Genomic DNA, 14,114 nt, shown 5'->3' on the forward strand with positions numbered 1-14,114 from the left:
AATCTACAGGAATTAAAATGAGCGAAAGCTTTGCAGAACTCTTTGAAGAAAGCCTGAAAACCCTCAATCTTCAGCCGGGTGCGATCATCACCGGTATCGTTGTCGACATCGACGGCGACTGGGTTACCGTACACGCTGGCCTGAAGTCCGAGGGTGTCATCCCGCTCGAGCAGTTCTACAACGAAGCTGGCGAGCTGACCATCAAGGTCGGTGACGAAGTTCACGTTGCGCTGGACGCGGTCGAAGACGGCTTTGGCGAAACCAAACTGTCCCGTGAAAAAGCCAAGCGCGCCGAGTGCTGGATTGTTCTGGAAGCAGCTTTCGCCGCCGAAGAAGTGGTCAAGGGCGTTATCAACGGTAAGGTTAAGGGCGGCTTCACTGTCGACGTTAACGGCATCCGTGCGTTCCTGCCGGGCTCCCTGGTTGATGTCCGCCCAGTGCGCGACACCACCCACCTGGAAGGCAAAGAGCTGGAATTCAAGGTCATCAAGCTGGACCAGAAGCGCAACAACGTTGTTGTTTCGCGTCGCAGCGTGCTGGAAGCCGAGAACTCCGCCGAGCGCGAAGCCCTGCTGGAAACCCTGCAGGAAGGCCAACAAGTCAAAGGTATCGTCAAGAACCTCACCGACTACGGCGCATTCGTGGACCTGGGCGGTATCGACGGCCTGCTGCACATCACCGACATGGCCTGGAAGCGCATCAAGCACCCATCGGAAATCGTTAACGTTGGCGACGAAGTCGACGTACGCGTTCTGAAGTTCGACCGCGAGCGCAACCGCGTTTCGCTGGGTCTGAAGCAAATGGGCGAAGATCCGTGGGTAGCTATCACTGCCCGTTACCCAGAAGGTACTCGTGTACAAGCTCGCGTTACCAACCTGACCGACTACGGCTGCTTCGCTGAGCTGGAAGAAGGCGTTGAAGGTCTGGTACACGTTTCCGAAATGGACTGGACCAACAAGAACATCCACCCGTCGAAAGTCGTTCAGGTTGGCGACGAAGTGGAAGTCATGGTTCTGGACATCGACGAAGAGCGTCGTCGTATCTCCCTGGGCATCAAGCAGTGCAAGTCCAACCCATGGGAAGACTTCTCCGGCCAGTTCAACAAGGGTGACAAGATCACCGGTACCATCAAGTCGATCACCGACTTCGGTATCTTCATTGGTCTGGACGGCGGCATCGACGGTCTGGTTCACCTGTCCGACATCTCCTGGAACGAAACCGGCGAAGAAGCCGTACGTCGTTTCAAGAAGGGCGACGAGCTGGAAACCGTCATCCTGTCGGTCGACCCAGAGCGCGAGCGCATCTCCCTGGGCATCAAGCAGCTGGAAGACGATCCGTTCTCCAACTTCGTTGCTGTCAATGACAAGGGCGCTATCGTCAAGGGCATCGTGAAAGAAGTTGACGCCAAAGGCGCCATCGTCACCCTGGCCGACGACATCGAAGCCACTCTGAAAGCTTCCGAAATCAGCCGTGACCGCGTTGAAGACGCGCGTAACGTCCTGAAGGAAGGCGAAGAGATCGAAGCCAAGATCATCAGCGTTGACCGCAAGTCCCGCGTTATCAGCCTGTCGATCAAATCGAAAGACGACGCTGAAGAGCGCGAAGCCATCCAGAGCCTGAAAAACGCTCCGGAAGCGGCTGCCGATACCACCATGGCTGCGCTGCTGCGCGAAGCAATGGCCAAGCAGAACTGAGTTCTGTTTGATCGGTAAAAAGGGCGACCCTCGGGTCGCCCTTTTTTGTGCGTCCGTTAAAGTGGCCCTGGCGTCACCCTCTGGCTAGACCATTCTTGTAAAACTTCAATCTTGAATTTTTTTATTAAGTCAAGAACCACCCTGTTCAAATCCTTCCCGGCGTGCTACAAACTGGTTAAGCAATGATCTAGCTGCTTGATAACGAAGGGAAAAATATGACGAAGTCGGAGCTGATCGAACGTATTGTCACCCATCAGGGGCTGCTCTCGTCCAAGGATGTGGAGCTGGCCATCAAGACCATGCTTGAACAGATGTCGCAATGCCTGGCTACCGGCGATCGCATCGAGATTCGCGGTTTTGGCAGCTTCTCGCTGCACTATCGTGCCCCTCGCGTGGGGCGTAACCCGAAGACCGGGCAGTCGGTCAGCCTCGAAGGCAAGTTCGTGCCGCACTTCAAGCCCGGCAAAGAGCTGCGAGACCGGGTCAACGAAGAAGACGAGGCTGAAGCCTGATCAATCAAGGAGCAATCTGATGCGTAACCTCAAGCGCGCCCTGGCGGCGGTATTTGTGCTGCTGTTGGCGGCTGTGGTGCTGTTCTTCGTGCTGGAGAACCAGCAAACCGTGTCGTTGGTCCTGTTCGGCTGGGCTGCGCCGGCAATGCCGGTTGCCGTGCTGGTATTGGCCGCGCTGGTCATTGGCTTGGCCGTCGGGCCTTTGCTGGGTGCCTACGGTGTGCAGCGCAGCAAGCGCAAGATCAGGGCGTCTGCCCGGCAGGCGGCACTGAACGGTAACTAAGGACATTTCCTACGCTCACTTAGGAAAGTCTCACCTGTGCATGCACGGGGCGTCGTGGAGTAATAGCGCACTTCATTTTCGCTTCAGGTGAGTGTGCGCAGCATGGAATATCCCAGCCTTTCCCATCACGGTGGGTCCCGCAGCGTTACCGGGTCTTGCCACCAGCTGCACCTCGACCCATTCACCAGTCTGCTGGTCGACTGTGGTCTCGAACAGGGCGCCGAGGCAGCGCACGGTGCAGAAGCTGCGCCGCTCGGTTTTGACGTGCAGGGCATTCGGGCCTTGATCATCACCCATGTGCATCTGGATCACGTTGGGCGCATCCCTGCGCTGCTGGCCGCTGGCTACCGGGGTCCCATCCTGTGCAGTGAGCCTTCCGCCAAGCTACTGCCATTGGTGCTGGAAGATGCGTACAAACTGAACATCAGTAGCCAGCCCGCCCAAGTGGCGAGGTACCTCGAATTCATTCGCGATCTTATCGTGCCTCTGCCTTTCGGGCATTGGCATGGCATTGTCGACCAGCCTGGCCTGAGCTGTCGCATTCGCCTGCAGCGTGCTGGCCATCTGCTAGGCTCTGCTTACGTCGAGTGTGACTTGGTAGTGGGTGAAGGGAACTTGCGCTGGGTGTTTTCGGGGGACCTTGGGAGTGGCCGCAACCCGATGCTTCGAGCCATCGAGCCACCCGTGCGTGCTGACCTGCTGGTGCTTGAGAGTACCTACGGCAATCGTCTGCACCCTTTGAGCGACGAGCGCCCAGGCCGACTGGAGGCCGCCATCGACCGTGCTCTGGCAGATCGCGGCACTTTGCTTATACCCGCGTTCAGCCTTGGTCGCACCCAGGAGTTGCTGTACGAGCTTGAGGACATCCTTCATCGCAAGGTTTTGCCGGGAAAAGCCGCTGAGAAAAACAGCGATAATCCACTCGATTGGTCACAGTTGCCGGTTATTCTCGATTCACCATTGGCCCAGCGCATCACTGGTGCCTATCGTGAGTTACATGCCTACTGGAGCGAAGAGGCGAGAGCGCGCCTGGGTGAAGGACGCAAGCCGCTCGGGTTTGGCCAGCTGATTACAGTCGATAGTCACGCCCAGCACCTGCAGGTAGTCAATTACCTGAAAAGTACCGGTCGCCCGGCGATCGTCATAGCGGGCAATGGTATGTGTTCGGGTGGGCGTATTGTCAATTACCTGAAGGCGATGTTGGGTGACCCGCGTCATGAGGTGCTTTTTGTCGGGCACCAGGCGAAAGGCACACCAGGTGCGGTAATCCAGGCGAGTGAGGGCGCGCAGGGGTTCGTACAGCTGGATCTGGACGGGCAGATGTATGAGATTCGTGCAAAGGTACTGACGGTGGACGGCTATTCAGGGCATGCCGACCAGGCGGGGCTTGTAGCTTTCGCGTCGCAGGGCAGCGAAGTGGCCAGGCGTGTGGTGCTGGTTCACGGGGACGGCAATGCCAAGGTGGCGCTGGGCCGGGCCATCGAGGCGGCATTCAGTCAGCGAGGGCGCGTAGCTACGGTCACTGTGCCAAGGTGATAACGCCGGGTGGGGTACGGGCATTCATGGGGCTGCGGGTGTTTGGGGTTTATGGCTGTGCCATGGGGCATCCGATGAATGGCGGCATTTTTACAGTTTTTTGAGGAACTTGCCAAAGGAACCCGGTGACTTATCGAGGGTGTCGGCCGAGGACTTGAAGCCGGTCGCGCAGGATAGTAGCTTGTTGGCCGTAACGACGCATTGGATGTGGCAAAACAATAGCTAGCTACATATTTTAAATGATGGCCAAAGGATGGCGAAGCCTGGATAACTACAATAACATGCGCCAACATCGGAAAGTGACATGGACAATAGTAGTGGGGTGCTTGTCTTCTGGTATTCCGAGCTTTGCGGAATGCCGGCGGGGCAGTTACCACGGCGCAGTGCCGGTATCCAGCGGGTCAGCGTTTGCGACTTGTTAATGGCCGTGCGCGCCACCATGAGGGTTCAGGGCATTTCATGCAGCACCGATATCGCCACGCCCAGAAGGATAAGTCAGTGTGACGCAAGCACCTTTGAAAATTGCTGTGGTCAGCCAGTATTTCTTTCCAGAGAACTTCATCATCAATGATATTGTTCGGGAACTGAGTGCGTTGGGTGTGCATGTTGAAGTTTTTACCGGTAAGCCTAACTACCCAAGTGGTGAGGTTTTTCCGGGTTATACCGCCCACGGTGCAATCGAAGACCGATTTGCTGAAACGATTACTGTGCATCGGGCACCCCTGCGTCCGCGCAAAAAGGGCGGTGCAAAAAACCTCATCCTTAATTATTTTTCATTTGTGGCGAATGGCATCAGGTACTTCACCCGCCATGCAAAGCGCGGCAAGTTCGATGTGTATTTCGTGTTTGCACCGTCGCCGATCATTTCCGTGATTCCTGCGCTGGCCATGAAGCGTGCCCATCGGGCACCGGTGTTCCTGTGGGTGCAGGACCTGTGGCCGGAAAGCCTCGCCGCTACGGGCTTCGTTCGTAACAAATTCCTGCTGTCGATTGTCGGTTTGCTGGTGCGTGGCCTTTACTGGGCTGTGGATGTATTGCTGGTGCAGTCGCGGGCGTTCATCGACCCGGTCAAGCGCTATGCGCGCGCTGACAAAATCAACTATTACCCCAACTCCTACCTGCAGCAGGAAGAATCCGGTGACGCTTGCAAGCTGCCAGAATCGCTGACCCGTTTGTTGCGTAGCCATTTCTGCGTAGTGTTCGCCGGCAACCTGGGTAGCGCACAAGGGTTGGCAACAGTCGTGGAAGCCGCACAACTGCTGCAGGCCGAACAGTCGCAGGTCCGTATCGTAATGGTTGGCACCGGCAGCAAGGCGGACTGGCTGGCCGAACAGAAACTAAAATGGGGGCTGGACAACTTGATCATTGCCGGCGCCTACCCACGCACGGCCATGGCTGAACTGTTCGAGCTCAGTGCAGCATTGCTGGTTACACTCAAACGCGACGAGATTTTCAGTTTTACCATCCCGAGCAAGGTGCAGGCTTACCTGGCAGCTGGCAGGCCGATCATTGGCAGCCTCGACGGTGAGGGCGCGCGGGTCATCAACGATGCTGCTGCTGGCATTACCTGCCCGGCAGAGGACGCGGCCGGGCTTGCAGCCTGCATACGGTCGATGCAGGCGTTGCCGCAAGCGCGGCGTGAGCAGATGGGCATACAGGCAAGGGCTTATTTCTTGAAACACTTCGAGCTCAAGGCCCAGTGCAAGACACTGGTGCGCATGTTCGAACAACGGATTGAACAGGACAAGGCGACGCAATGAACATATTGGTACTGGGTGTCTCGGGCATGCTCGGCAACGCCGTCTTCCGCTATTTTTCGGCGAATTCGCAACACCGCGTCATGGGCACGCTGCGTTCGTCGTCCGGGCGCAGGTTTTTCTCGCCAGAACAGGCTGAGCAGTTGCTGTGCGGTGTCGATGTGCTCGATGCTGACGCACTGATGGCTGCGTTCGCCAAGGCCAGCCCGGATGTGGTGATCAACTGCGTGGGCCTGATCAAGCAGTTGGCCGATGCCAAAGACCCGCTCACTGCGTTGCCGATCAACGCCATGCTGCCGCACCGCTTGGCCACCCTGTGCCGCGTGGCCGGCGCGCGACTGATCCATGTCAGTACCGACTGCGTGTTTTCGGGTACCAAGGGCATGTACCGTGAACAGGATGAGTCCGATTGCACCGACCTGTATGGCAAGTCCAAGTACATTGGTGAGTTGCACGACCTGGACGATGCCGTGACCCTGCGTACTTCCATCATCGGTCACGAACTGCAGAGCAATGCATCGCTGGTCGACTGGTTCCTGTCCCAGCAAGGCAGTGTCAAAGGCTTCACCCAGGCCATCTTCTCGGGCTTGCCAACTGCCGAGCTTGCCAGGGTCATGCTGGATTACGTGATTCCCAACCCTTCGCTGAAAGGGCTTTACCATGTGTCTGCCGAGCCTATCGATAAGTACGAACTGCTCAAGCAGGTGGCGAAGGTTTATGGCAAGGACATCCAGATCGTGCCAGATGACAAACTGGTGATCGATCGTTCGCTGGACTCTTCCCGTTTCCGTGCGGATGCAGGCTATCAGCCGCCAACCTGGCCGGCGCTCATAAAATTCATGCACGAACAGCGTCAATAACGAATTACAAGGAGCGCACACGTGTTCGATAACAAGATTCTCATGATCACCGGGGGTACCGGTTCTTTCGGTAATACGGTACTCAAGCGTTTTCTCAATACCAACGTCAAGGAAATCCGCGTTTTCAGCCGTGACGAGAAAAAGCAGGAAGACATGCGTATTGCCTTGTCCAACGACAAGGTGAAGTTCTATATCGGCGATGTCCGGGATTATCAGAGCGTGGCAGAGGCCATGGTCGGGGTCGATTACATCTTCCATGCAGCGGCGTTGAAACAGGTGCCGTCCTGCGAGTTCTACCCGATGGAAGCAGTGAAGACCAACGTCATCGGTACGGAAAACGTGCTGAACGCGGCCATCGCCAATGGCGTGAAGCGGGTGGTGGTACTGAGCACCGACAAGGCGGTGTACCCGATCAACGCGATGGGCATTTCCAAGGCCATGGCCGAAAAGCTGATGGTGGCCAAGTCGCGGATGATCCCGCAGCAGGGGCCCGTTATCTGCGCGACCCGTTACGGAAATGTCATGGCCTCGCGGGGGTCGGTGATTCCTCTGTTCGTCGATCAGCTCAAGGCTGGCAACGAACTGACCGTGACCGATCCGAACATGACCCGTTTCCTCATGTCGCTGGAAGACTCCGTTGATCTTGTGTTGCACGCCTTCGAGAACGCCCAGCAAGGCGATATCTTCGTGCAGAAAGCGCCTGCCTCCACCGTGCAGGAGCTGGCAGAAGCGTTGCGCCAGCTGTTCAAGCGGGAAAACCCGATCAAGGTGATCGGTACCCGGCATGGTGAAAAACTGTATGAGTCGCTGATTTCCCGTGAGGAAATGGCCAAGGCCGACGACATGGGCCGTTACTACCGTATCCCTGCCGATAACCGCGACCTGAACTACAAAAAGTACTTTGTCGAAGGCGAGCAGCATATCTCCGAGCTGGATGACTACACCTCCCACAATACCGAGCGGCTCGACATCGAGGGCATCAAGGCCCTGCTGCTGAAACTCGACTATATCCAGGAACAACTCAATGCTTAAGGTCATGACCCTGGTCGGCACACGGCCCGAACTGATCAAGATGAGCCGTGTTATCGCCGAACTCGACGAGCAGGCCAACCATGTGCTGGTGCACTCAGGCCAAAACTACGATTACGAGCTCAACCAGGTATTTTTCGATGACCTGGGCATTCGCAAGCCGGACCACTTCCTGGGTGCGGTCGGGGCCACGGCAGCCGGCACCATTGCCGAGGTCATCGCCAAGTCGGATGAAATCTTCGAGCTGGAGAAGCCCGATGCCCTGTTGCTGTACGGTGACACCAACACCTGCCTGGCGGTGATCGCCGCCAAGCGTCGGAAGATTCCGGTGTTCCACATGGAAGCGGGTAACCGCTGCTTCGATCAGCGCGTACCCGAAGAGCTCAACCGCAAGGTGCTCGATCACCTCAGCGACATCAACATGGTGTTGACCGAGCATGCCCGGCGTTACCTGCTGGATGAAGGCATCCGCCCGGAAACCATCATCAAGACCGGCTCGCACATGCAGGAAGTGCTGGACTACTACCGGCCGCGGATCGACGCCTCCACGGTGCTGGAGCGCGAGGGGCTGGAAGAGGGCAAGTACTTTATCGTCAGCACCCACCGCGAAGAAAACGTCGACACTCCGCAAAACCTGCGAGACCTGCTGGCATCGCTGCGTGCGCTGGCCGACACCTATGGCCACCCCATCATTGTCTCCACCCACCCGCGCACCCGTAAGCGCCTCGAAGACCTGGGCGAAAGCCTGGAACATCCGTTGATCCGCTTCGTCAAACCTTACGGTTTGCTGGACTACATCCGCCTGCAGATGGGCGCCCTGTGTGTACTCTCGGACAGCGGCACCATCACCGAAGAGGCGTCGCTGCTGAACCTGCCGGCGGTCACCATTCGCAATGCCCACGAGCGCCCGGAAGGCATGGACGAGGGTACTTTGATCATGTGCGGCCTGACCCCGGATCGCGTGCTGGATGCCGTGCGCGTGGTCATCAGTCAGCATGACCGCAACCAGCGAGTGATCCCGGTGGTGCAGGACTATCTGGGCGGCCCGGTCTCCAAGCAAGTGGTGCGGATTGTCTACAGCTACACCGATTACATCAACCGCACGGTCTGGTCCAAGTAACCAGGCCATGGGCTGCATGGCGAGCGATCACCTGCAGCCCTTTTGAGTACCCGCCTGGTATTGGCATGCCTTCGGCGTGCCCTCGATTGAACCCCGCCCTGGCTGATGGAGAAGCGAACGGCCTATGAACACGCTGGTGGTGATTGGGGGAAGCGGCTTTGTTGGCCGGCACTTCCTGGATGTATGCAACGGGCTGGATGACACCGAGGTCATCTATGCAATCCACCGTACCGAACCCGACTGGTTGAGCGCTGCCAAGGTCCGTGTTGCGCGCTTTGACGTGGATGACCCCGGTACGCTCGCGGCGATCCTTGTTCCAGGTTGCACGGTGATCAACCTGTTGCGGCCCGATGGCAGTGGTTGGTTCGAACCGGGCATCGTCAATGTGCTCAAGGCCTGCGAACAGTCACATATCAAGCGTTATGTGCATGTGTCGAGCATTGACGTGTTTGGTGCCGCGCCGGACGCAGTGGTCGATGCCAACACTCAACTGGAGCCCAGAACACCTTATGAGCGTGAGCACGCAGGGGCAGAAGCGCTGGCGCGCGCAGTGCCGGCGGCCAGTTTCGAGGTGGTAGTGTTGCGTCTGGGAGCCGTGTTTGGCGACGGTGGGCTGAACATCGTGTCGTTTGTGCGTGAAGTGTCGGGTGCGCCGGCGTGGAAGCTGGCATTGCGGCGCGTGCTGTATGGCCCGCGCCGCATGCACCTGGTCAGCGTCGAGAAGGTGGCGCAGACCTTGGCATTCGTGGCTCAGGTGGCACAGGTACGGCAGGGCGAAGTGGTGCTGGTTACCGACGACGCCGCGCCGGAGAATAATTTTGGTTACCTGCAGGATGCCTTGATGCAGGCGTTTGGCCGCCCCTCGATCAGCTACTTGCCGCACCTGCCGCAGGCCTTGCTCGGCCTGCTGTTGCGGCTGCGCCGTATCAGCAATGCCAACCCCATGCGCCGCTTCAGCGAGCAGCGCCTTGCCGAGTGGCAACAGCCCGCCACGGCCGACTTCAAGCAGCAACTGCAGCGCTACATTGCACTGCTGAGGGCGTCGGCATGAGGGTACTGCTGGTCAATATTTCGCTGGATGCCAAACTTGGCGGCGGCACAGCCGAACGCACCCGTCATTTGGCGCTTCATCTGGCAAAGGCGGGGAGTGACTGTGAAGCCATAGCCATGACTGGTAACTCCTGGCAGCGCGACTTCGATGAGCTTGGGGTGAAAAGCTACATAACCGGCCGTATAGGCCACCGTTTCCCCATTCCGCTAGTCAACCCCTGGCGCGCCTGGCGTGCAGTGCGCAAAGCCAATGTGCTGCACATCATGGGCTATTGGAATCTGCTGAGCGTTGCGATGGGCCTGCTGGCCCTGATCGGCAGGCGCCCCTACATTCTGTGCCCGGCAGGCGAGTTTGCCTCGGTGGCCTCTCCGCGGCCGATCATGAAGGTGTTTCACCTGTTGCTGGGCCGCTGGCTGATCAAGGCGGCCTCGGGCTTTATCGCGATCACCGACCTGGAACAGGAACTGATCGCCCAAGTGGCCGGCGTACCGGTTGCTTCGATCCCGGTCATCGGCAATGCCGTAGCCGAGCCCGGCGCGGTGCAACAAGCCAGCAATGTGCCGCTGCCAGATGAGCCTTTCATTCTGTTCATGGGGCGATTGGCTCCGGTAAAAGGGCCTGATTTTCTCATCCAGGCCTACCTCGATACGCCAGCGGCGCAGCGTTATCCGTTGGTGATGGCCGGGCCTGACTTTGGCATGCAACAAGAGCTGCAGGCTCTGGTGAACGCCTCAGTGCTGGCAGGGCGCATTCACTTCATCGGTTTTCTCGACGAGGCTCAGCGTACCCAGGTGTATCGCCAGGCGATGATGCTGGTCATTCCTTCGCGCTCGGAGGCGATGTCGCTTGTGGCCCTGGAGGCCGGAGTGGTCGGTTTGCCGGTGTTGTTGACCGACACCTGCGGTTTCGACCAGGTCGAGCAGGTGCAGGGCGGCCTGGTTGTCCCTGCCAGTGCTGCAGGTATCGCGCAGGGCCTGGAACGCATGCTGGCCGACCCTGCGGAGCTGAAAGCCAAGGGGGGGCGGCTCAAAGCCTTCATTCTGGAGCACTACACCTGGTCTGCCACAGTGCAGGTCATGCTGCGGCGTTTTAGTCGGCTGCTAAACACGGGCTCCATGACCGAATAAGTGTTACCCGTCGGGCAGGGCGACGGGTGACGCTGTTGCAGTCATCGTCAGTAAAGCGGGCTAACTGAATTTTATAGATGGATGGAGCTTTATCGCCAACGTAAATAACGCCAAGATTCCACGGCTGTTGACAGATGCGCCAAGTCGATTGCACAGGATGGCCGGACACTAGCCTTACCGCCGGTCAGCGCAAAGCGTTCTTCATCAATGATTGATACCTGATAGGTTTGAAAATGTCGGTGCTAGCGCGTTATTACAGAAATGCTACCCAAGAGCATGTGCTGCTCGCGGCGTTTTTCCTGGCGATCTTCTACGGAAACATCTATGCAAGGGTGACGCTGCCACTTGCGATGTACATTTTGCCGATGCTGGCACTGCGCTTGAAGATCCGAACGATCAAATGGCAGGCCGTGGTGCCTGCGCTGGCTTGCCTTCCGGTGGTGTTCCAATTCTTCGGCCCGTACCCGCCTATCAAGAATGATATCTCGGTTTATTTCTGCTTCTTCTATTCAGCGGTGTCGATTCTGGTGCTAAGCAGGTGCCACGCGGATGAGTCGTTGGTACAGAATTGCATCTTGTTCGGGAGTGTGTTGACCGCGTTCATCATGCTTGCAAATGCCGCTTTCGGCTATCGGGAGCACCTGGATTTCTACACACTGAAGAATCTGATCGCTACCCCGTTGGGAAGCTCCAACTATCTGGCCGTCTTCCTGCTGGTTGGCACTGTGGTGGCTTTGTACGCCAGGCAGTACCTGTGTGCAGTTGCACTGGTCGGAGCTTTCATGCTGACCTTTTCTCGCACTGGGTACGCGATGTTGATACTCGCTGTGGCCATCTGGTTGCTGGACACGAGAACAGCCCTGCTTGCCCGATACCCCAAATTGTTTGCCTTTGCGTTCATTAGCGGCGGCCTTGCAGTTTTCCTCGCAGCATTTTTCATGAAGAGCGGGCTGCCCGAGTCCCTGTCCATCCGCGTGGGGCTGTGGCATGCGGCGCTGTATCACATTGCAGACAATCCGCTGATCGGTGCGCCACGCTCAGAATATTTTTATATATTCAATGGTTTGGCATGGGACCCGCACAATTCGATTCTTAACATGCTTCTGTTGCTGGGGGTGGGCGGTACGGCCATCTATCTGTTCTACCTTTACTGCGTAATGAGCCTGTTCTCGCAGATGGCAAGGGGCTCAAGGTTTTGGCGTTCGGTGTTCATGGCATCAGCTGTTACGTTGCTGTGGAGTTGCTTCGAAGTCATTTTGCTCACGCCGGCTTTTGATACGTTGCTGGCCTCTCTGTTTGCGCTGGCCATCGCCCGAAGCTCGCGGCTCGGCGCGGCGCCCTCGCCAGCCGCGCTTGAGGTTGAAGCGCCTTCTGTTGGTCAAGTCGTGCCTAGGTAGTGGGCGTTTGTCGCTCACACGGGTGGTCACTCAAAAGCCGGCGCTGGGGTGGCCTTTCCACTGCGGGGGGCGGTTACTATGATCCGCGCAAGGTATAGCCCTGCAATGAACCCGAGCAGTTCGATGAGGAAAAAGAATTGCACGCGCGGGAAGTTGGTCTGCACCACCAGATAGGCCAGGGCCACCCCGATGGTCGCGCGGGCAAAAATATTGCCGACCAGGTAGTTGGCCAGGCGCTCGGCCAGGATTCCGGTCAGAAACAACATCGCCAGACCGCCAGCCAATACCGTCAATTTGCCACTGTATAAAAGGATGGCCATTGGGCCGGGGATGGTCATGAAGGTGAAGTTTTCGAAAGCCTGATACTGGGCATTCGACATTCGTTGGTAGATGGCCTCGGTACCGCTTTCCGGGAGCTCTACCAGGCTGCGCAGGAACAGCGGCCAGCCGGTGCTATCATGGCTGACCACCGCCAGCACCCCTTCCAGGCCGATCCAGCGATCTACTACCAGCTTGCTCATTTCCATAAGCATGCCTTTCCAGCGGGCGCGCTCGACCTCTTCGCTGACTTCCGGGCGAACGACAGGCACAGAGGCTGCCTCGTTGGATACAGGTGGCAACGGCATGCCCTGAGCGGCGATGCGTAGCAATGGCATGGCCGGTAACAGCGCTCCTGCGACCGCTTGAGCGGCGTCAGCGGGGGCGACGAGCAGTTTGGACGATGGGGAAGCGCCCGGCGCAAAGCTGGGGCTACTTGCCGAAGTGGCAGCCGGGGCGCTAACCGGCCGAGCTTGGGCAAACGACTGCAGGCGGTCGGCAGACACCAGTAGCAGCGAAGCCACAAAGAGCGCTGCGGTTACCAGCAGGATCCTTACCCATTGAGCCAGGCGCAGCCCACTGACCAGTTCGCGGCCATGCACCAGATACACGGCAAACGGGGCCGCGACATGCAAGATCATCTGTGCCCGGCTGCCCATCGACACCGCTGTTACAGCGCCTTCCAGAATGAGAATGTAGAACAGCGTCTCCAGCTTCATCTGCCGCGCCTGCACCAGCCAATAGCCCAACGTGGCAAGCAGGATCAGGTTGCCCCAGGCAAGCATGAACGACACCAACACATAGGCATAGCTGTGCAGCTTCAGCAGCGGTTCGGTGCCAACCTTGAGAATGGCGAACTTGAAGTTGAATGCCAGCAGCAGGGCGGTAAGCAGCATGGCCAGCCACATGGATGGCATGAGCAGTGCGCGCGGGTGTTTGATGTGGATGACGGCTGGCGGGGGCAGGCGCGCGACAATGGCCTGGCAGGCCAGCAGCGTGGCGAATGCGATGTTGAGCGCCAGCATGGCCGAGTCCCAGGCCTGTGGTGACTCATCGAAGGCCCCGATGGGCTCGATGAATTGCGTGCCGAGGATGAAATGCAACACCAGCTTTGCCCAGCAACCGAGAATCAGGAATGCCAACAGGAAGAACGAGAAGAAGCTGGAGCGGTTGTTAAGCACGCTGCGCACCAGCAAGCCGGTCAGTAAACCATTGAGCAACAGCAGCGGCAGGGACGCTGGGTAATGTACGGCGGCTGCGAGCGTGGCTACGGCAACCACCAGCATCGCAGTGGCATGCAGGTAGTGGTTGCCCAGCAGGTGGCCATGAACAGTTTGGCTCATTGACGTGCTCCAAGGTTACCCGTGCTGACTGAATTATTGTTGCTGTTCGCAGTCACTTGGGCTCCCAGCCGGCAATGAGTAATTGCA

12 protein-coding genes are annotated in these 14,114 nt (G+C 58.0%); 11 read left to right on the forward strand and 1 reads right to left on the reverse strand.

The features are described from left to right. The first annotated feature begins 17 nt into the window (after positions 1 to 17). The 11 genes from rpsA to QQL85_RS03635 all read left to right on the forward strand — a co-directional run bounded on the left by rpsA (position 18) and on the right by QQL85_RS03635 (position 12,366). A complete protein-coding gene (gene rpsA / locus QQL85_RS03585; RefSeq protein ID WP_003252673.1) occupies positions 18 to 1,694 on the forward strand; it encodes a 30S ribosomal protein S1 in 1,677 nt (558 codons plus the stop codon). Between the two features lie 215 nt (positions 1,695 to 1,909). Further along, complete coding sequence (gene ihfB / locus QQL85_RS03590) at positions 1,910 to 2,206, forward strand: integration host factor subunit beta (RefSeq protein WP_003252675.1); 297 nt, start codon at positions 1,910 to 1,912, stop codon at positions 2,204 to 2,206. Between the two features lie 19 nt (positions 2,207 to 2,225). Then, on the forward strand, positions 2,226 to 2,489 hold the full coding sequence (locus tag QQL85_RS03595; protein WP_003260859.1) for a lipopolysaccharide assembly protein LapA domain-containing protein: 264 nt from the start codon (positions 2,226 to 2,228) through the stop codon (positions 2,487 to 2,489). 102 nt (positions 2,490 to 2,591) lie between these two features. Next, positions 2,592 to 4,025 carry an MBL fold metallo-hydrolase gene (locus QQL85_RS03600; protein ID WP_284355214.1) on the forward strand — a complete coding sequence of 478 codons (1,434 nt, stop codon included), beginning with the start codon at positions 2,592 to 2,594 and terminating at the stop codon, positions 4,023 to 4,025. Positions 4,026 to 4,552: 527 nt separating this feature from the next. Further along, entirely contained in the window at positions 4,553 to 5,785 is a 1,233-nt protein-coding gene (locus tag QQL85_RS03605; protein ID WP_284368762.1) for a glycosyltransferase family 4 protein, read from the forward strand. Then, positions 5,782 to 6,642 carry a dTDP-4-dehydrorhamnose reductase family protein gene (locus tag QQL85_RS03610; RefSeq protein WP_284355216.1) on the forward strand — a complete coding sequence of 287 codons (861 nt, stop codon included), beginning with the start codon at positions 5,782 to 5,784 and terminating at the stop codon, positions 6,640 to 6,642. Before QQL85_RS03605 ends, QQL85_RS03610 begins: the two co-directional genes overlap by 4 nt. Positions 6,643 to 6,663: 21 nt before the next feature. Continuing rightward, positions 6,664 to 7,674: a polysaccharide biosynthesis protein gene (locus QQL85_RS03615; RefSeq protein WP_284355217.1), complete on the forward strand. Its 1,011-nt coding sequence runs from the start codon at positions 6,664 to 6,666 to the stop codon at positions 7,672 to 7,674. Continuing rightward, positions 7,667 to 8,791 carry a non-hydrolyzing UDP-N-acetylglucosamine 2-epimerase gene (gene wecB, locus QQL85_RS03620; protein ID WP_241106367.1) on the forward strand — a complete coding sequence of 375 codons (1,125 nt, stop codon included), beginning with the start codon at positions 7,667 to 7,669 and terminating at the stop codon, positions 8,789 to 8,791. The genes QQL85_RS03615 and wecB overlap by 8 nt, the downstream gene beginning before the upstream one ends. A 124-nt stretch (positions 8,792 to 8,915) precedes the next feature. Continuing rightward, the gene (locus QQL85_RS03625) at positions 8,916 to 9,842 is read left to right on the forward strand and encodes an NAD-dependent epimerase/dehydratase family protein (RefSeq protein ID WP_284355218.1); all 927 of its coding nucleotides are present in this window, start codon (positions 8,916 to 8,918) and stop codon (positions 9,840 to 9,842) included. Continuing rightward, complete coding sequence (locus QQL85_RS03630) at positions 9,839 to 10,969, forward strand: glycosyltransferase family 4 protein (protein WP_284355219.1); 1,131 nt, start codon at positions 9,839 to 9,841, stop codon at positions 10,967 to 10,969. The genes QQL85_RS03625 and QQL85_RS03630 overlap by 4 nt, the downstream gene beginning before the upstream one ends. 233 nt (positions 10,970 to 11,202) lie before the next feature. After that, positions 11,203 to 12,366, forward strand: a complete 1,164-nt coding sequence (locus QQL85_RS03635; protein ID WP_284355220.1) for an O-antigen ligase family protein — start codon at positions 11,203 to 11,205, stop codon at positions 12,364 to 12,366. A 26-nt stretch (positions 12,367 to 12,392) separates the two neighbouring features. On the opposite strand, the gene QQL85_RS03640 is transcribed toward QQL85_RS03635, so the two are convergent. After that, complete coding sequence (locus tag QQL85_RS03640; RefSeq protein WP_284355221.1) at positions 12,393 to 14,027, reverse strand: hypothetical protein; 1,635 nt, start codon at positions 14,025 to 14,027, stop codon at positions 12,393 to 12,395. Positions 14,028 to 14,114: the final 87 nt, after the last annotated feature.

It is taken from the genome of Pseudomonas putida (assembly GCF_030159595.1).
Lineage (GTDB): Bacteria > Pseudomonadota > Gammaproteobacteria > Pseudomonadales > Pseudomonadaceae > Aquipseudomonas > Aquipseudomonas putida_AC.